This is a genomic window from Dietzia sp. UCD-THP, from assembly GCF_000349585.1.
Classification (GTDB): Bacteria; Actinomycetota; Actinomycetes; order Mycobacteriales; family Mycobacteriaceae; genus Dietzia; species Dietzia natronolimnaea_A.
Map to the genome: position 1 here is coordinate 1 of NZ_AOSR01000013.1, position 18549 is coordinate 18549.

The following is an 18549-nucleotide window of genomic DNA, read 5'->3' on the forward strand; positions in this document are numbered from 1 at the left end:
GTTCCGGGCTCGAGCCGCTCGCAGTCGATACGCGAGGCGTCCATGCGTTCGAGCAGGGAGTGCAGACCGGTGGCCGAGCCGAGTTCGATCCCCACGAGGGCGGCCCCGTACTCGCGGTTGTTCCGCTTGAGGTACTCGAACTGCGTGATGTCGTCCTCCGGCCCCAGCACCTCGTCGAGGAATCGACGCAGCTGACCGGGTTCTTGGGGGAACTTGACCAGGAAGTAGTGCTTGAGGCCCTGGTGGACCAACGAGCGTTCGATGATCTCGCTGTACCGCGAGACGTCGTTGTTGCCTCCCGAGATGATGCAGACGACCGTCGCACCCTCATCGATGTCGAGCTGGTCCAGTGCGGTGACCGCCAACGCGCCGGCGGGTTCGGCGATGATCCCCTCATTCTGGTACAGCTCCAGCATCGCGGTGCACACCGCGCCCTCATCCACGGTGAGGACCTGGATCCGCTCGGTCATCGAGGAGATCACCCCGAATGGGAAGTCGCCGATCCGGGCCACCGACGCGCCGTCGACGAAGGTGTCCACGGTGTCCAGGGTCACCGGCTCCCCCGCTTGCAGGGCCCTGGTCAGCGACGGGGCCCCCGCGGGTTCCACCGCGATGACCTTGCAGTCGGGGGCGTACTCCGCCAGGTAGGTCGCGAGACCGCCCACCAGCCCGCCACCGCCGACGGGCACGACCACCGCGTCGGGGACGCTGTCGAGCTGCGCCAGTATCTCCGCCGCGATGGTCCCCTGGCCGGCCATGGTGTCCGGATGGTCGAACGGCGGGACCATCGTCGCGCCGGTCCGTTCGGCGTCCGCCCGGGCGGCGGCCTGAGCCGCGTCGAAGTTGACGCCGGTGACCACCAGCTCCACCCAGTTGCGTCCGTGGGCGAGGATCCGGTCGCGCTTCTGCTTGGGGGTGTTGGTGGGAACGTAGATGCGGCCGTTGATCCCGAGGCTCCGGCAGGCGAAGGCGACGCCCTGGGCGTGGTTGCCCGCACTCGCGGTCACGACTCCGGCGCTGCGCTCGTCACCAGTCAGCTGCGACATCAGGTTGTATGCGCCGCGAATCTTGTACGACCGGACCGCCTGCTGGTCCTCGCGCTTGAGCAGGATGGTCGCACCGGTCTGCTCGCTCAACCGCTCACTCTGGTGAAGCTCGCTGGCGAGGATCACGTCGCCGATGCGGCGGGCGGCGGTGTCGATATCGTCGGGGGTCACGACCTGGGTCGCGGCGGAGTCGGTCACGGTCACGACGACCAGTGTCCCACCGCGCGGTCCGTCACCGCCAACTGGTCATCCGGTGAGACAGCCAGGCCCGAGGAGCGCCTTGAGGTCCCCCATGAGCGAGGACGACGTCTCGACCCGCAGATGGTCGTCCAACCGCAACACCGTGGACGACTTCCCGTTGACCAACCGCAGGTGGACGTCCGAGGGTCCGGGGTGCCGCCCGAGGACCTGCTTGAGGGCGGTGACCGTCTCGATGGTGCACATCTTCGTGGGCAACGTCAGCGCCAGCGGGGCGCCGTTTCCACCCACGACCAGGTCCGGTACCTCGAGGGTGTCGCCGAACACCGAGACCCGGTCCTCGCGGATGTTGATGCGAGCCTTGACCAGGACGACAGCGTCCTCGGCGATGTCGAGGGCGGCGAGGCGATAGGTCTTGGGGAAGAAGAGCACCTCGACGCTGCCGTTGAAGTCCTCGATCGTCACGATCGCCCACGGTTCGCCGTTCTTGTTGACCCGCCGGTCCACGCCGGAGATGATCCCGCCGATCGTCACCGCGGTGCCGTGCGGGAGCTCGCCCTCGTGGATGGTGGCGATCGACGTGTCGGTCTTCGCGGCGATCGCGGACTCCAGCCCGTCGAGCGGGTGTCCCGAGACGTACAGTCCCAGCATCTCCCGCTCGAGCGCCAGCTTCTGCTTGATGTCCCACTCCTCATCGGGAACCCTGACCGCGAAGACGTCGCTGAACGCCGAAGCTCCCCCGGCGTCCTCCGCATCTCCGCCACCGAACAGGTCGAACTGGCCCACCGCCTCGGCCTTCTTGGTGGACATCACCGACTCGACCGCGTCGGCGTGGACCAGGAACAAGCCCTTGCGCGGGTGTCCCAGGGAGTCGAACGCTCCCGCCTTGATCAACGATTCGGTGACCTTCTTGGTGCACGCGGTCTGGTCGATCTTCGCCAGGTAGTCGGAGAAGTCGGTGAACTCCCCTTTCTCCTTGCGCGCGGACACGACGGAGTCCACCACGTGCGTACCGACGTTGCGGACCGCACCCATCCCGAAGCGGATGTCCTCGCCCACCGAGACGAAGTTGGTGAGCGACTCGTTGACGGACGGCGGCAGCACCCGGATCCCCATCTGCCGGCAGTTGGACAGGTACAGCGCGGCCTTGTCCTTGTCGTCGCCCACGGAGGTGAGCAGGGCCGCCATGTACTCCGCCGGGTAGTTGGCCTTGAGGTAGCCGGTCCAGAAGGACACCAGACCGTAACCGGCCGCGTGGGACTTGTTGAAGGCGTAGGAGGCGAACGGCTCGATGGTGCCCCACAGAGCGTCCACGGCCTCCTTGGAGAATCCGCGCTCGCCCATGCCACCGGAGAACTTCTCGTACTCGGCGGCCAGGACCTCGGCCTTCTTCTTGCCCATCGCCTTGCGGAACCCGTCGGCCTCACCGGCCGTGTAGCCCGCGAGTTCGCGGGAGATCGCCATGATCTGCTCCTGGTACACGATCAGCCCGTGGGTCTCGCCCAGGATCTCCTTGAGCGGCTCCTCCAGCTCCGGGTGGATCGGGGTGAGCTCCTGCTTGCCGTTCTTGCGGTCGGCGTAGTTCCAGTGCGTGCCCATCCCCATCGGTCCGGGCCGGTACAGGGCGAGGGCGGCCACGATGTCGTTGAAGCCGGTGGGCTTCATCCGCTTGAGCAGCTCGCGCATGCCGCCGGAGTCCAGCTGGAACACTCCCAGTGTGTCGCCGCTGGCCAGCAGGTCGTAGGTCGCCTGGTCGTCGGTGCTGAGCGTGTCGAGGTCGATCTCCTCGCCGCGGTTGGACTTGATGTTCTCCAGGCAGTCGCCGATCACCGTGAGGTTGCGCAGGCCCAGGAAGTCCATCTTGAGCAGGCCGATGTCCTCGCACGAGGGGTAGTCCCACCCGGTGATGAGGGCGCCGTCCTGGGCACGCTTCCACATGGGGATCACGTCGAGCAGCGGCTCGGAGGACATGATCACCGCACACGCGTGGACGCCCGCCTGGCGGACCATGCCCTCCAGCCCGCGGGCGGTGTCGTAGATCCGCTTGACGTCCGGATCCGTCTCGATGAGCTGCCGGACCTCCGAGGCCTCGCCGTAGCGCTCGTGCTTGGGGTCGGTGATGCCCGACAGGGGGATGTCCTTGGCCATGATCGCCGGCGGCAGGGCCTTGGTGATCCGGTCGGCGATCGCGTAGCCGGGTTGGCCGAAGTTCACGCGGGCGGCGTCCTTGATGGCGGCCTTGGTCTTGATGGTGCCGAACGTGATGACCTGGGCGATCTTGTCCGAGCCCCATTTGTCGCTGGCGTAGCGGATCATCTCGCCGCGGCGGCGGTCGTCGAAGTCGATATCGATATCCGGCGCGGACGGGCGCTCCGGGTTGAGGAATCTCTCGAACAGCAGGCCGTGCTCGATCGGGTCGATGTTGGTGATCTTGAGTGCGTAGGCCACGAGCGCGCCCGCCGCCGAGCCGCGGCCCGGGCCGACCTTGATCCCGATGGATCGGGCGTACTCGATGAGGTCACCGACCACGAGGAAGTACCCGGGGTACCCCTTGCCCTTGATCACCTCGAGCTCGAACTGCGCGCGGTCCAGGTACTCCTGCGGTACCCCGGCGGGGAAGCGCCATTCCAGACCCTTGTGGACCTCACGAGCCAGCCACGTGTCCTCCGTCTCGCCCTCGGGCACGGGGAACTTGGGCATCCGGTCCTTCGGCGCCCAGATCTCGTCGTACGGCTGGACGCGTTCGGCGATCCACAGCGTGTTGTCGCACCCACCGGGGATCTCGGGGTCCCACTGCGCGCGCATCTCGTCGGCCGACTTGAGAAAGTACCCGTCGCCGTCGAACTTGAAACGGTTCTCGTCGGCGAGGGTCTTGCCCGTCTGCACGCACAGCATCGCCTCGTGGGCGTGGGCCTGTTCGCGGGTCACGTAGTGACAGTCGTTGGTCACCAGCGGCGGCATGCCCAGGTCCCTGCCCAGTGTGATCAGGTCCTCCCGGACCCGCCGCTCGATGTCGATCCCGTGGTCCATGAGCTCCAGGAAGAAGTTGTCCTTCCCGAAGATCGACTGCCACTTCTCGGCCGCCTCGTAGGCCTCCTTGCGCTGACCGAGGCGCAGGCGGGTCTGGATCTCTCCGGAAGGACATCCGGAGGTGGCGATGATCCCCTCGGAGTGCTCGGCCAGGATCTCGGCGTCCATGCGGGCCCACTTGCCCAGTTGACCCTCGTACGAGGCCAGGGAGGACAGCAGGAACAGGTTGCGCAGCCCGGTGGCGTTCTCGGCGAGCATGGTCATGTGGGTGTAGGCGCCCGACCCGGCGACGTCGTCACCCTTCTGGTGCTTCTCGCCCCACGTCACGCGCTTCTTGTTGAGCCTGGACTCGGGGGCGACGTATGCCTCGATACCGATGATGGGCTTGATGCCGGTCTTGACGGCCTGCTTGTAGAAGTCCGAGGACCCGTACATGTTCCCGTGGTCGGTCATGCCCACCGCCGGCATCCCGAGCCTGGAGGCCTCGGCGAACATCGGGGTGATCTGCGCCATCCCGTCGAGCATCGAGAACTCGGTGTGATTGTGCAGATGCACGAACTGGGATCCGCCCACGCAGCATTCCTCCTACGGCTTGTCCGGCCCAGTGTAGGTCGGCGCACCGACACGACCCGAAACCCCAGCACGCACCGAGCGTGGCGTCCGCCCCGCCAGCGTGAACGCGATCACCGCGGTCCAGATCAGCGCGAAACCGGTCCACTGGACCGCGTCCAGCCGCTCGCCCACCACCAGCAGTCCCCAGGCCATCTGCAGGATCGGGATGATGTACTGCAGCATTCCCACGGTGGCCAGGGGGATGCGCTGGGCGGCCGTCGCGAACAGGAGCAGGGGCACCACGGTCACCACCCCGGAGGCGGCCAGGAGAGCCGAGTGGCCCACCCCGTGTCCGGTCAAGGTCCCCGCGCCGGTCACACCCAGCCACACCAGCACGGACAGGGCCAGCGGGCCGATGACCAGCACCTCCCCGGTCATCCCGACCACCGGGTCCGCGCGGAGCTTCTTCTTGAAGACCCCGTAGAACCCGAAACTCGTCGCGAGGAGCAGCGAGAGGTACGGGACGTGTCCGTACCCCACGGTGAGAACGCCCACCGCGACCACGGCGAGGGCCACCGCGACCACCTGGGGCCGGTTCAGCCGCTCGCGGAAGATCAGGACCCCGAGGAGGACGCTCACCAGGGGGTTGATCGTGTACCCGAGCGCGGCCTCGGTGACCCGTTCGGAATTGACCGTGTGGACGTAGACACCCCAGTTCACGGTGATGAACGCGGCGGCCCCGGTGATTCGCGCCCACGAGAGACGGTCGAGGGCCCACAGCTGCCGCCACCGCCGGGTGACGGTGAGCACCAGCGCCATGATCACCAGCGACCACACGACGCGGTGGCCCACGATCTCGACCGCACCGGCGGGTTCGAGCAACGGGAAGAACGCGGGGAAGAACCCCCAGAGCGTGTACGCACAGACCCCGGCGAGCATCCCGAGCGCCACGGAGCGATCGGCGGAGTCCTGCCCCCCGGTCGCCCCACCACGCTCGCTCACCGGTGCCATCTCGGCTCCCTCTGGTTCACGCCGAGGGGACGGGCGCGTCGTCCGGCAGCGGGAACGCGGCGTCCACCTGCTGTGGTTGGAGGGGCCGGACGGCGAACCGCTGCCACACCGCGTCGGGGGGCAGCGCCTCGACGGCCCGCACCGACGGCCGGCCGGCCGCGTTACTCAGCTGCGCCGGGGTACCCCGGGCGAGCAGACCGATGATCGCCGGCTCCCCTGATCGGATCCGCGCGGCGGTGAGCGCGGCCGCCTTGGCCGCCCGGTCGGCGTCGGGCGGAGCCTGCCCCCCATCCGGTCGCTCGGGCCCGGTGGGGATCACTGCGTCCAACCGGTGCGCCACGTCATCGAGGCCTCGGTCGAACACCGGCTCACGGCCCGACTCCCCCGACACCGGCTCGGCCAGCGTCACCCCGGTCACGGGCATCGCCACGCCGTCGACCGGCACCTGGACATAGAGCCCGGAGACCCTGGGCAGGCTACGGACCACGGCGGCCGCCTCCGCGGCGGACCACGGCCGGGCGGCGGTCACGAGCGCCCAGCGGTGGGCGTCCGCTCCGGTGGCGGGGTCCTCGCCGTCGTCACCCAGCTCACCGTCGTCAACCATTTCGCCGTCGTGTCTTAAGGAGCTCGCGGCACGCGCCAGGTAGTCGTCGACCGGTTCACCGTTCTCGGGTCCCAGTGCATCGCTCATCACCCCGGGAGTGCGCGGGAGCTCGGTGCGCAGCGCGGTGAGGACGGCGACCAGTGCCAGGACGATCACCACGCCCACTCCCGCGACCGTAAGAGCCCTCAGTGTGACCGACCGAGGCGTGGAGCGGTCGGCTGCCGGGGCAGGGCTGCTCACGCCGCGCGCAGGGCGTCCAGCGCGTGCTGGAGGTCGTCGGGGTACGGGCTGGTGAAGTCCACGCGCTCACCGGTGCCCGGGTGGTCGAAGCCGAGCCCCACCGCGTGCAGCCACTGCCGCTCCAGCCCCAGCCGCTTCGCCAGCACCGGGTCCGCGCCGTAGGTGAGGTCGCCCGCGCACGGGTGGTGGAGGGCCGAGAAGTGGACGCGGATCTGATGGGTGCGACCGGTCTCGAGCTTGACCTCGACGAGCGTTGCCGCCTGGTGCGCCTCGAGCGTGTCGTAATGCGTGATGGAGTGCTTGCCGTCGGAGGTGACCGCGAACCGCCAGTCGTGGGAGGTGTGGCGGCCGATGGGCGCGTCGATCGTCCCGGACAGCGGATCGGGATGTCCCTGCACGAGAGCGTGGTAGGTCTTGTCCACGGTGCGGTCGCGGAACGCCCGTTTGAGCAGCGTGTACGCCCGCTCGGAGGCCGCCACGACCATCAGTCCGGACGTGCCCACGTCGAGTCGGTGGACGATCCCCTTGCGCTCCGGCGGCCCCGAGGTGGAGATGCGGTATCCGGCGGCCGCCAGCCCACCGATCACGGTGGGGCCGGTCCAGCCCACGGAGGCGTGGGCGGCCACGCCGACGGGTTTGTCGACGACGACGAGGTCGGCATCCGAGTAGACGACGGCCATCCCTTCGACCGGCTCGGCGACCACCGCGGGTTCGGCCCGCGGATCGGGCATCTCGACCTCGATCCATGACATCCCGGTGAGCTTGTCGGACTTACCCACCGCCCGGCCGTCGACCAGCACCTTGCCCTGCCCGGCGAGATCGGCGACCGCGGTACGGGAGAGTCCGAGGAGGCGGGAGACACCGGCGTCCACCCTCATCCCGTCGAGACCGTCCGGGACGGGGAAGGTGCGCAGCTCACCCATCCTTCGTGACCTTCTCCGCCGGCCCACGTGAGCCGTCGAACTCCACTCCCTTGAACACGGCGACGGCCACCACGACCACACCGATGACCAGACTCGAATCGGCGACGTTGAACACCGGCCACCAGCCCACCGAGACGAAGTCCACCACGTGGCCCTCCAGGAAGCCGGGAGCGCGGACGTAGCGGTCCACGAGATTGCCCGCGGCGCCACCCAGGATCAACCCGAGCCCCCACGCCCACCACCTCGAGTGGACCCGGCGCGAGAACCACAGCAGTCCCAGCACGACCACGGTGGCCACGAGACTCAACACGACGGTCGACCCCGCGCCCATCGAGAAGGCCGCGCCGGGGTTGCGGAGCAGGAGGAGCCGCACGGAATCACCGACGATCCGGATCGGGTCCTGCCCCTCGAGACCCCACACCGCCAGCGCCTTGGTCGCCTGGTCCACCGCCACGATCACCGCCGCGATCACCAGCATGGCCGCCGGCCCCGCCCTGAAGTATCGGGCACCGGTCCCACCGGGCGTCGTCCCCGCCGCATCGGCCCGCGTCCCGTTGGTCTCCGTCATGCGCTCCAGTATCCCTGATCCCCCGGCGGGGCCGCCGGGTGCGGTGGACCGACCCTCTAGGCTCGGGGGTCGTGAACCCCCGAACACCCTCCGCCTCCGGCCGTCCCCGACCCGTCCGTTCCGGTCGGCGACTGCTCGTCGCCGCACTGGCCACCGCGCTCGTGGCCTCCACCGCCGCATGCGCGGACGAGGGCGACGCCGCCGTGGACGACACCGTCGCCGCACAGGAGGGCCAGGCTCTCGAGCCCGCGGTGGAGGTCGACCCCGGACCCGCCCCCACGGTCGAGCTCCTCGACGAGGGCTCGGGCGAGCTGCGGGTGATGGCCTACGCCCCGTCCCGCGACGCCGTGACCGTCGCCGTCACCAGGTCCGCGTCGGCTCGCACGACCGTCCCGGGCGCGGAGACGAGGGTCGACGAGACCCCCGAGCAGACACTGACCGTCGAGGGCCTGTCGGAGCCGGACGTCGACGGCGCCCAGCGGGCCACCGTCACGACCCGGGAATTCACCTCCGTGGACGAGCTCCGCTCCGCCCAGTTCGCCACCGCTCCCGGATTCGCGGTCACCTGGACCCGCAGTGCCGACGGCATCGTGCGCGGCCTGTCGTTGGAGGCGCCGGCCACCGCGACGGACGCCGCGCGGGCGGGGGTCGAGATCACAGCGAACGCCGTATCCGACGCGACCGTCGCGTGGCCGACCGAGGCGATCGGGGTGGGGGCCCGGTGGACCGTCACCCGCAGCGTCGAGGACGCGGTGGCGCCGGAGCGGGCCGTGACCTACGAGCTGACCGCCCTCGACGGCGACGTCGCCACCGTGTCGATGGAACTGGCGGCACCCGACGCCGCCGCGACCCTGGACGCACCGGCACCGGATGGCGGCCCGGGCGTCACGCTGCAGGTCGAGGAATACGAGGTGACGGGGTCGGGTGAACTCACCGTGGACCTCCGCGCGCCACTGCCCGTCGACGGGACGACGGAGTCCTCGACGCGGGCCGTGTACGTGGACCCGGGTTCGGGCCGACGCACGACCTACGTCGAGGACTCGGTGCTGGAGTTCCGCACCGCCGGGTGAGACCCCCGCGAGGGGGCGGGACCCGGCGGGGTCTTCAGGGAATCAGGCGGTCTGGCACGTCGCCGGCGGCTCCAGGCCGGCATTGGTGATGAGCGCACAGGCGAAGGACTGCTGCAACTGCCACTGACCGCCCTGCTGGATGAACTGGGCCTGGACGTTGATGTCCTCCTGGCCGGGCTGGATGATCACCGCGTTCGCGATGAGCGTGCCCGGGATGTCGCCCTCGGCGGCGCCGGTGATGATCACGTCGGCGCCCTGCTCGGCCTTGAGCGCGGCGATCTGATCGAAGAGCTCCGGCGCCTCGGCGCCGCCCTCGACCAGGTCGACCTTCTCCTCCACCGGCACCGCCGGGTCGGAGGCCCGGGCGAGCAGCTGGGTCAGCTCCTCGGCGGTGGGCACGGGGGCGGCCGTCTGCTCGGTCGCGGTGGGGGCCGGTGCCGTCTCGCGCCCTCCGTCGTCATCCCCGCCGCATGCGGCGAGACCGCCCAGGGTGAAGGCGGAGAGGGAGACTGCGGCGATGGTCCGTCGAAGACTCACGCATGGTCCTTTCGTCGTGATGTGCAACTGTCGGGCCGTTCAGCAGCCCAACGGATACCGACGCTCCATTGTTCCACCGTCCACGGCCCGGGTGGTTGACGACGAGCCCGGAGCCCACCACTGTGGACCGGGTGACCAGCGTCGAGACCAGCACCGATACCCCCCACGTCGTGATCTGCACCACCGGCGGGACGATCACCGCCTCCACAGTGCCGGGAGGGGCGGTGGTGGCGGGCGACTCGGCCGCGGCGACGCAGGCCATGCTCGACGGGCTGCGCTCCGCGCTGCCGGCTTCGATCCGGGTGAGTGCGCGGGCCGTGCTCGACGCCGACTCGTCGACGTTCGGCCCCGCGGAGTGGGACGGCCTCGTCGACGCGGTCGCGGACGTCCTTGTCGATCCGGAGGTGGCCGGGGTCGTGGTGGCCCACGGGACGGACACGCTGGAGGAGACGGTCATGGCGCTGGACCTCCACCACAGCGACCCCCGGCCGGTGGCGGTCACCGGTGCCCAGCTGCCCGCCGACCACCCCGAGTCCGACGGGCCCGCGAACCTCCTCGACGCGGTGCTGCTCGCGGCCGACCCGGTCTCACGTGGTCTCGGCGTCCTGGTGGTGCTGGGACGGGCGATCCTCCAGGCCCGAGGGGTCCGCAAGTGGCACACCACGGAGCCCGTCGCCTTTGCGCGCAACGCCCCGGACCAGCCGGTCGAGGGCCTGCCACCGGAGCTCGAACGGCCCACCCTGCCCGGCCGGGCCCGGTTCTCCGGGACCCGGGTGGACGTGGTGTCCTGCCCGCCCGGCTCGGACGCCGTGGCGCTGCGGGCCTGCGTGGGCGCCGGGGCCCGCGGGCTGGTCCTCGAGGGGACCGGGTCCGGCAACCTGCCCCCCCTGGTGGCCGAGGCCGTCGCAGATCTGGCCGTGGAGCGCCCGGACATCGTGGTGGCGACCTCGACCCGCGTCCCGCGGGGCGAGGCGACGCCCACGTACTCGGGCCCCGGCGGCGGGGCGGATCTCGCAAGGCGAGGTGTTCTGAGCTGCGGTTACCTGCGTTCCGCCCAGGCACGGGTCCTGCTCACCGCACTGCTCTCCCTCGCCGAGGACGGTGCCGGCGCCGACGCGGTCCGGGCACAATGGTCCAGGTTCCACCTCTACAGCTGAGGTGCACCCTGTCTCCGACGCTCCCGCGAGGTGCGCGGGCTCTTCGTCCGGTTCGCGAGGGGGTACGCGGCCGGATCGGTCCAGACGGGCAGCGCACCCGGTGCGCAGCAGGGTGCGCGCCGTGGCAGGGCCGGGCTCCCCGCCCGGCTCCGCGCGTCACCACCCCAGGGAGTCCAGCGGATCGGCGAGCTCCAGGTCGGGATCGTCCTCGGCGAAGGTCCGCATCCTCCCGGGACCGGTGACCGCCGTCTCGAACCTGACCGACACCCGACCGTGGCCGGAGCCCTGGACCCAGCCGTGCCCGAACTCGGGATGGCGTACGTCCGAACCCGTGCGGAACCTCTCCTGCAGTCCCTGACGCCACGCGCCGATCGCCGGTGTGGCGGGGAGCGGGTCGTCCGCGGCCTCCGCACCCGGGCCCGAGGCCTCCTCGTCGGTCGTGACCGTGGTGCCGACCCCGAGGATGTCGGGGAGGTCGTCGGGTTCGTCGTGCCCGGAATCCTGCCGCGTCCCGGGCAGGAACTCCTGCTCGAACAGGGCGTCCTGGTGGATCTCGGTCAATCCCGACAGGCCCACGCCCAGCAGCCGGATCGCGCCGAAGTCCAGGGGGTCGGGGGCCAGGGACCGCGCGACGGCGATGATCGTCTCCAGCGACGTCGTGCCCACCGGCAACGTGAACGAGCGCGTCATCGACGTGAAGTCCGTGCGCTTGATCTTGACCGTCACGGTCCGGGCCGCCCGCCCGTCGCCCAGCAGCCGCCGGTGTGCGCCCTCCGCCGATCTGCGCACGGCCGCCGCGACCTGCCCGGCGGTGGTGAGGTCGGCCGCGAAGGTGCTCTCGGCGCTGATCTGTTTGGCCTCGGCCCGTTCGTGCACCGGCCTGTCGTCATACCCCCGTGCGATTCTGGCGATCGCCGGCCCCACGGTCCTGCCGAGCGCGTGGACCACGTCGTCGTCGTCCATCGCGGCCAGATCGCCGATGGTGGAGATCCCGAACTGGGAGAGCCTCTCCCCCGCCACCGGCCCCACGCCCCACAGACTCCGCACCGGGAGCGGATACAGCACGTCCGAGTGATCGCGTCGGGGCACCACGGCGATCCCGTCGGGCTTGGCGAGCTCGGAGGCGATCTTGGCGTACTGCTTTCCCGCCCCCGCCCCCACCGAGGCCGGCAATCCGGTGGACTCGCGTATCGCCGCCCGCAGGTCCTCCGCCCACCGGCGGGTCCGCTCGGCGTCGGCACCACGGAGCTCAGGCGGTTCGAGGAAGGCCTCGTCCACCGACACCTGCTCGACCACCGGAGCGTGCGCGGAGAAGACCTCGAACACCCGGCGGCTCAACGCGCGGTACACCGCCATCCGGGGGAACACGAAGACGGCCGAGGGGCCCACGAGCCGCCTGGCCTGGTGCGAGGGCATGGCGGAACGCGCCCCGCGGGCGCGCGCCTCGTACGAACACCCCGCCACCACACCGCGACCCCCCACGCCTCCCACGAGCACCGGCCGACCGCGCAGCGTCGGCCGGGTGAGCTGCTCGCAGGAGGCGAAGAAGGCGTCCATGTCCACGTGCAGGACCCACCGGTCCTGCCCGTCAGCCATGCCGGTTCCCGTCTCGTCTCAGGACCGGTCCGTGTCAGACCCGGGCCAGGGTCATCCTGACACCGTCACCGAGCTCCTCGGCGTCGCCGTCGCCCGGGGCCAACGCCTCGACGACCTCGAAATCCGTGGCCAGGACCTCGTCGGCGATCAGGCGGGCGTGACGGTCAGCCCACTCGCGACGGTCCGCCGGGACCTCCAGGCGTACCCGGATGCGGTCGGAGATGTCGAAGCCGGCGGCGCGCCGGGCCTCCTGGATCTCGCGGATCCGGTCCTTGGCCCAGCCCTCGGCCTCCAGCTCCTGCGTGACGGTCAGATCCAGCACCACCAGACCGGCCCCGCCGGGAAGCGCCGCCGTGGACTCCGGATCCGCGGCCACGAGGCGGTGCTCGTACTCGCCCTCCTGCAACTCGACGCCCCCGGCCACCACCACGCCGTCGACCTCGGACCAGTCGCCCGTCTTGGCGGCCTTGATGCACGCCTGCACCTGCTTGCCCAGCCGAGGCCCCGCCGCCCGCGCGTTGACCGCCAACTCCATCCGCCCGTGGGCGGCCACGTCGCTGGTCAGTCGCACCTCGCGCACGTTCACCTCATCGGCGATGATGCCGGTGAACGGCTCCAACCGCTCGGCGTCGGGCATCGCCACGGTGAGCGCGTTCAAGGGCAGGCGCACGCGCAGGTGCTTTGCCTTACGGATCGAGGACACCGTGGAACACACGTCGCGGACGGCCTCCATCGCCTCGACCAGCCCGGCGTCGTGCGGGAGCTCGTCGTCGGCCGGCCAGTCCGCCAGGTGGACGGACTCCCGCCCGGTCAGCCCGGTCCACACGACCTCCGACATGAGCGGCAGGAGCGGGGCGGCGAGCCGCATGGTCGTCTCGAGCACCGTGTAGAGGGTGTCGAAGGCATCGCGCGAATCCTGCCCCGACGACTCCCCCGCCCAGAACCGCGACCGGGACCTGCGCACGTACCAGTTGGTCAGGGCGTCGGCGAACTGGCGCAGCTCGTCGCAGGCGGCGGCGATGTCCGTGGTGTCCAGGGCCCGGGTCATCGCGTCCCGGGTCGTGGCCAGACGCGACAGGATGTAGCGGTCCAGCACGTGGGGCGAATCCGTCCGCCAGGTGGCGCGCTCGGCGGCGTACAGCTGCAGGAAGCTGTAGGAGTTCCACAGCGGGAGCATGGCCTGGCGCACGCCCTCCCGGATGCCCTGTTCGGTGACCACGAGATTGCCACCGCGGAGGATGGGGGAACTCATGAGGAACCAGCGCATGGCATCCGAGCCGTCGCGGGCGAACACCTCGTTGACGTCCGGGTAGTTGCCCTTGGACTTGCTCATCTTGAGCCCGTCGTTGCCCAACACGATGCCGTGCGCGGCGACGTGAGTGAACGCGGGCCTGTCGAACAGGGCCGTGGCCAGGACGTGCAGCGTGTAGAACCAGCCCCGGGTCTGGCCGTTGTACTCCACGATGAAGTCGCCCGGGTTGTGGGTCTCGAACCACTCCTTGTTCTCGAAGGGGTAGTGGACCTGGGCGAACGGCATGGACCCGGACTCGAACCAGCAGTCGAACACGTCGGCCACCCGCCGCATGGTGGACCTGCCGGTCGGGTCGTCGGGGTTGGGCCGGGTCAGCTCGTCGATGTACGGACGGTGCAGATCCGTGGGTCGCACGCCGAAGTCGGCCTCGAGCTCGTCGAGAGACCCGTAGACATCCACGCGCGGGTAGGCGGGGTCGTCGGACTCCCAGACGGGGATCGGCGCGCCCCAGTACCGGTTTCGGTTGATGTTCCAGTCCCGCGCGCCCTCGAGCCACTTGCCGAACTGCCCGTCGCGCACGTGCTCGGGCATCCAGGTGATCTGCTCGCGATTGAGTTCGACCATCCGGTCCCGGAACGCGGTGACCTTGACGAACCAGGCCGGCAGGGCCATGTAGATCAACGGCTGACCGGACCGCCAGGAGTGAGGGTAGGAGTGCTCGATGGTCTCGTGGCGGATCAGGCGCCCCGCGGCGCGCAGGTCGCGGGAGATCGGCGCGTTGGCGTCGAAGACCAGCTGGCCCGCGTACGGCGGCACCTCGGCGGTGAACTTCCCGTCGGGTCCGACGGGGATGACCAGCTCGATGCCGGCCGCATCGCAGGCGTCCTTGTCCTCCTCACCGAAGGCCGGCGCGAGGTGGACGATGCCCGTGCCCGACTCGGTGGTGACGTAGTCGGCCGACAGCACCACGTGCGAGTTGGGGTGGCCGGCGAAGAAGTCGAACGGCGGGACGTACGGCAGCCCCACCAGTGCGGAACCCTTGGCCGTGGCCACCACCTCCGCGTCCTCACCGAACTCGGGGGCGTACACCCCACGGCGGGCCTCGGCCACTACGAAGCGTCGGCCGGCGAGCTCACCCGTGTTCACCTGCACCACGCAGTAGTCGATGTCGGGGTGGACGGCGGCGGCCAGGTTGGACGGCAGGGTCCAGGGGGTGGTGGTCCACACCAGCACCTCGGCCCCGTGGAACGGGCTGGACTGCGGGGCCTCGAGCGGCAGGCCGACCGTGACCGCGGGGTCCTGTCGCATCTTGTACGCGTCGTCCAACCGCGTCTCCTGGTTGGACAGGGGCGTCTGCTCGTACCAGGAGTACGGCAGCACGCGGAAGCCCTTGTAGACCAGGCCCTTGTCGTAGAGGCGTTTGAACGCCCACAGGACGGACTCGGTGAAGTCGATGTCCAGGGTCTTGTAGTCGTTCTCGAAGTCCACCCAGCGGGCCTGGCGGTGGACGTAGTCCTCCCACTCGTCGGTGTAGCGCAGGACCGACGTCTCGCACGCCGCGTTGAACTCGGCCAGACCCATCTCGAGGATCTGCGACTTCTCGGTGATCCCCAGCTGCTTCTCCGCCTCGAGCTCGGCCGGCAGACCGTGACAGTCCCAGCCGAACCGGCGCTCGACCAGGTACCCGCGCATGGTGCGATAGCGCGGGATCACGTCCTTGACGTACCCGGTGAGCAGATGCCCGTAGTGGGGTAGGCCGTTGGCGAACGGGGGGCCGTCGTAGAAGACGTACTCGTGGGCGTCCGCTCGCCTGCGGACGGACTCCCGGAAGGTGTCGCGCTCGTCCCACCGGGCCAGGACGGTCTGCTCGAGCGCGGGGAACGACGGCGACTGCGCGGTGGTGCCGCCGGTGAGGTCGAGAATCGGGTACGCGCTACCCGTTGCGGTGGGCTCGGTGTTCACAGACTCGGTGTTCACAGACTCGGTGCTCATGTGGGCGGACTCCTCGAGGTACGGGCCCGCACGAGCTGGTACCCGTGGGGCCGACAGGCCTGCGCTCGGGGACGAACCGGACGCGACTGGCGCATCCGTCCGCGGTACCACCCCGTTTGGCGTCGACGGTGCGACGCCCACTCGTGGGTCGGGGGCCCTGACTGGCTCCCCCGGTTCGGTTCTACTGAGCCGCCCCCACCTCGGGGCCGACCGTTCTTCCGAGCGCTCCCCGGTGATGGCCGGATCTCAACGCATCCGGCTCAGCGCCGGACATCGGATGATGTTACCTGTCGCTGTGGGCGTCCGTCTCCTCCGCCTCGTCGCTCGCGTCCGGCGGAGTCGCGCCGGAGCCGTCGCGGGCCGTCCTCCCGCGGAGAAGATCCATGAGCAGCAACAGGAGGCCGAGGGCGCCGGCCACGATGCAGGCCCACGCCCACCCGATCTGCCCGGTCGCCACGGCCGCGACCAGGAAGGCGAAGCCGAGCAGCGTCAGTCCGAGTGCGGCGACGAGCATGCGTTCCTCCTGCCGTGGTACGAGTCGTGGAATGCACCGGCTCCGGGGCGGACCCACTCCCCGAATATACGTCGGTCCCCGCACCCTGGGCAGGGGCGGGGACCGGACGCGACGGTGCGGGGTCTACTCGGCGCGGTGGCCGCCGTCCTTCTTGCCACCCTGATCCGGCGCGCCGGCGTTCTCGGCCGGTGCGGTGGGGGCGGCGGACCCGGACTTGCCGAGTTCGGTCAGTTGGTTCTCGAGGTAGCTGGTGAGGCGGCTGCGGTAGTCCTTCTCGAAGGTCCGGAGCTGCTCGATGCGACCCTCCAGCACCCCGCGCTGCTGGTTGATGGTGGCCATGATCTCGGTGTGCTTGCGCTCCGCGTCGGCCTGCAGGGCGTCGGCCTTGGCCTGTGCTTCCTTGATCTGCTGCTCGGAGCGGGCCTGGGCGTCCTTGACGATCCCGTCGGACTTGGTCTTGGCCTCGCCGAGGATCTTGTCGGCCTCCCTGCGGGCATCCCCGACCATCTTCTCCGACTGGTTCTTGGCGTCGCCGACGAGGCGATCGGACTCGCCACGGGCCTTGGCCATCAGTCCGTCGGACTCCTTCTTGGCCTCGCCCGTGAGGCGGTCCGCCATCTCCTGTGCCATCGCGAGGACGCGGGCCGCGCGGAGATGGGTGTCCGAGTTCGCGGAACCGCTGTCCTCGCTCGCGAGGGACGGGGTGGCCGCAGGCGCCGGGGTCGGCGCGGGGGCGGCGGGCGCGGGAGGCGGGGTGGCGGCCCGCGGTTCCTCGACGCGGCCGGCACCCGAACCGCTCGCGGAGTCGCCGGAGGCCTTGTCGGACTTGTCCGCCGACTTGCGGGCCTTCTCGAGGTCCTTGGTCAACTCGTCGACACGCTGACGGAGGTCGTCGTTGTCCTCCACGAGGGTTCCGAGCTCCTCCTCTACCAGGTCGAGGAACTGGTCGACCTCGTCCTCGTTGTAGCCCCGCTTACCGATCGGCGGCTTTGAGAACGCGACGTTGTGCACATCGGCTGGAGTCAAGCGCATGGGATACCCCTCGTGGTCGTCTCGGGTGCCGGCCCGGCGTTCTCGAACCGGACCCACGACTTCATTACTACCTTAACGCGTGCCAATCTAGTCACATTCGGCCCGCGCGTCACCAGCGGCCCGCCTACACGCGTCACCTGTGTCCCGCCACGCCCCTCACGCGACGCTGGTGATCATGATCCGCAGGACCAGTTGGATCACGATGATGATCACGAAGAGCACCAGCACCGACAGGTCCAGGGAGACCTGTCCGAGCCGGACCGGCTTGATGACCTTGCGCAGCGCCTTGACCGGAGGATCGGTGATGGTGAACAACCACTCGAGGACCACCGCGAGTACACCGCGGGGGCTCCAGCCACGGGAGAACGAGGCGATCATCTCCACGACGATCCTGGCGAGGAGCAGATACCAGAAGACCTGGGTGATGATGTAAAGGACCAGCAGGATTTCACGCACGGGACAAGCCTACTGGCAACGATCGACGCCGCGCCGCGGACACCCGGTCATACGGGGTGACCACCCGGGGTCAGCGACGGAACGCGCCGTTGACCGCGTCCCGGACCTCCGCCTCGGTGAGGTCCATTCCGGCCGGCTGCAGCAGGAAGGTGCGCTCGCGATCGGTGACCTTCTCCATGCGGCCGTCGAGGCCGAAGACCAGGCCGGCGGCGAAGTCGACCATCCGGCGCGCGTCCCCGGAGGCCATCGTGGACAGATCCAACACCACGGCACGGCCCGCGCGGAAGTGCTCCCCGAGGCTCTTGCCGTCACCGAATCCCCGCGGACGCTCGACCACGGTCTCGGGGAGGGTCACCAGGCCGTCCTCGACGAAGTCCTCCTCCGGGGCCAGGGCGACGGCGCCGCGAGTGACGGGGACGCCGCGGAGCGAGGCCCGGGCCCCGGCCTCGGCCGCGTGGTAGCGCCTCGGGCGCGGGGCGGGGTCGTCGAGACCGCGGTGGCGACGATCCGGGGCGGGCTCGTCGACGGGATCGAGGTCACCCAGCCGGGGCCGGGGGGTCGCCTCGTCGCCGTACCGATCGGCGGCGTACCCGTAGTCCGCCCGGCGATCGCGGGCGACGCCACCGAGGTCGTCGGCCTCGTGCAGCGCACGCGAACCGCGGATGTCGTGGTGGATCGGGCGGTCGTAGTCGTCCAGGTACTCGTCCTCGTACGCCGCGACGGGCGACATTCCGAAGTACTCCTTGAACCGGGCGATTGCGCTCATCTTCC

The 18549-nt window shown here is 70.1% G+C and carries 15 protein-coding genes; 2 read left to right on the top strand and 13 right to left on the bottom strand.

Annotated elements, in window-relative coordinates; genetic code table 11:
* From ilvA to lspA, 6 genes are all read right to left on the bottom strand, one after another.
* A partial coding sequence (gene ilvA / locus H483_RS22500; protein WP_017835508.1) for a threonine ammonia-lyase IlvA occupies positions 1-1250 on the bottom strand: 1250 nt, incomplete at its 3' end.
* A 42-nt stretch (positions 1251-1292) separates the two neighbouring features.
* Positions 1293-4847, bottom strand: a complete 3555-nt coding sequence (gene dnaE / locus H483_RS22505; RefSeq protein WP_017835509.1) for a DNA polymerase III subunit alpha — start codon at positions 4845-4847, stop codon at positions 1293-1295.
* 12 nt (positions 4848-4859) lie between these two features.
* Entirely contained in the window at positions 4860-5837 is a 978-nt protein-coding gene (rarD, locus tag H483_RS22510) for an EamA family transporter RarD (RefSeq protein WP_017835510.1), read from the bottom strand.
* A gap of 16 nt (positions 5838-5853) precedes the next feature.
* Positions 5854-6606, bottom strand: coding sequence for a hypothetical protein (locus H483_RS22515; protein WP_017835511.1), 753 nt, complete (start codon positions 6604-6606; stop codon positions 5854-5856).
* 71 nt (positions 6607-6677) lie between these two features.
* Positions 6678-7604 (bottom strand): RluA family pseudouridine synthase, encoded by a 927-nt coding sequence (locus H483_RS22520; protein WP_017835512.1) that lies wholly within the window; start codon positions 7602-7604, stop codon positions 6678-6680.
* Positions 7597-8172 carry a signal peptidase II gene (lspA, locus tag H483_RS22525; RefSeq protein WP_017835513.1) on the bottom strand — a complete coding sequence of 192 codons (576 nt, stop codon included), beginning with the start codon at positions 8170-8172 and terminating at the stop codon, positions 7597-7599. Before lspA ends, H483_RS22520 begins: the two co-directional genes overlap by 8 nt.
* Before the next feature lie 71 nt (positions 8173-8243).
* Between lspA and H483_RS22530 the strand changes: the two genes are divergently transcribed.
* Positions 8244-9242, top strand: coding sequence for a hypothetical protein (locus tag H483_RS22530; RefSeq protein WP_017835514.1), 999 nt, complete (start codon positions 8244-8246; stop codon positions 9240-9242).
* A 42-nt stretch (positions 9243-9284) separates the two neighbouring features.
* Here H483_RS22530 and H483_RS22535 read toward each other — a convergent pair whose 3' ends face one another.
* On the bottom strand, positions 9285-9779 hold the full coding sequence (locus H483_RS22535; RefSeq protein WP_017835515.1) for a hypothetical protein: 495 nt from the start codon (positions 9777-9779) through the stop codon (positions 9285-9287).
* A gap of 131 nt (positions 9780-9910) precedes the next feature.
* On the opposite strand from H483_RS22535, the gene H483_RS22540 reads away from it, so the two are divergent.
* Positions 9911-10936 (top strand): asparaginase, encoded by a 1026-nt coding sequence (locus H483_RS22540; RefSeq protein WP_042328859.1) that lies wholly within the window; start codon positions 9911-9913, stop codon positions 10934-10936.
* Positions 10937-11092: 156 nt separating this feature from the next.
* Here H483_RS22540 and H483_RS22545 read toward each other — a convergent pair whose 3' ends face one another.
* From H483_RS22545 to H483_RS22570, 6 genes are all read right to left on the bottom strand, one after another.
* Entirely contained in the window at positions 11093-12532 is a 1440-nt protein-coding gene (locus H483_RS22545; RefSeq protein WP_017835517.1) for a DNA polymerase IV, read from the bottom strand.
* 34 nt (positions 12533-12566) lie between these two features.
* Complete coding sequence (ileS, locus tag H483_RS22550; protein ID WP_017835518.1) at positions 12567-15776, bottom strand: isoleucine--tRNA ligase; 3210 nt, start codon at positions 15774-15776, stop codon at positions 12567-12569.
* Between the two features lie 283 nt (positions 15777-16059).
* Complete coding sequence (locus tag H483_RS22555) at positions 16060-16290, bottom strand: phage holin family protein (protein WP_017835519.1); 231 nt, start codon at positions 16288-16290, stop codon at positions 16060-16062.
* A 123-nt stretch (positions 16291-16413) separates the two neighbouring features.
* The gene (locus H483_RS22560) at positions 16414-17322 is read right to left on the bottom strand and encodes a DivIVA domain-containing protein (RefSeq protein ID WP_031264466.1); all 909 of its coding nucleotides are present in this window, start codon (positions 17320-17322) and stop codon (positions 16414-16416) included.
* 156 nt (positions 17323-17478) lie between these two features.
* Entirely contained in the window at positions 17479-17778 is a 300-nt protein-coding gene (locus tag H483_RS22565; protein WP_017835521.1) for a YggT family protein, read from the bottom strand.
* A 70-nt stretch (positions 17779-17848) separates the two neighbouring features.
* Positions 17849-18544, bottom strand: coding sequence for a cell division protein SepF (locus tag H483_RS22570; protein WP_017835522.1), 696 nt, complete (start codon positions 18542-18544; stop codon positions 17849-17851).
* Between the last annotated feature and the right edge of the window lie 5 nt (positions 18545-18549).

Coding starts and splice junctions, on each gene's coding strand:
- lspA (WP_017835513.1), bottom strand. CDS start 8,172: ATGACGGAGACCAACGGGACGCGGGCCGATGCGGCGGGGACGACGCCC.
- H483_RS22555 (WP_017835519.1), bottom strand. CDS start 16,290: ATGCTCGTCGCCGCACTCGGACTGACGCTGCTCGGCTTCGCCTTCCTG.
- H483_RS22545 (WP_017835517.1), bottom strand. CDS start 12,532: ATGGCTGACGGGCAGGACCGGTGGGTCCTGCACGTGGACATGGACGCC.
- rarD (WP_017835510.1), bottom strand. CDS start 5,837: ATGGCACCGGTGAGCGAGCGTGGTGGGGCGACCGGGGGGCAGGACTCC.
- ileS (WP_017835518.1), bottom strand. CDS start 15,776: ATGAGCACCGAGTCTGTGAACACCGAGTCTGTGAACACCGAGCCCACC.
- H483_RS22570 (WP_017835522.1), bottom strand. CDS start 18,544: ATGAGCGCAATCGCCCGGTTCAAGGAGTACTTCGGAATGTCGCCCGTC.
- H483_RS22560 (WP_031264466.1), bottom strand. CDS start 17,322: ATGCGCTTGACTCCAGCCGATGTGCACAACGTCGCGTTCTCAAAGCCG.
- H483_RS22520 (WP_017835512.1), bottom strand. CDS start 7,604: ATGGGTGAGCTGCGCACCTTCCCCGTCCCGGACGGTCTCGACGGGATG.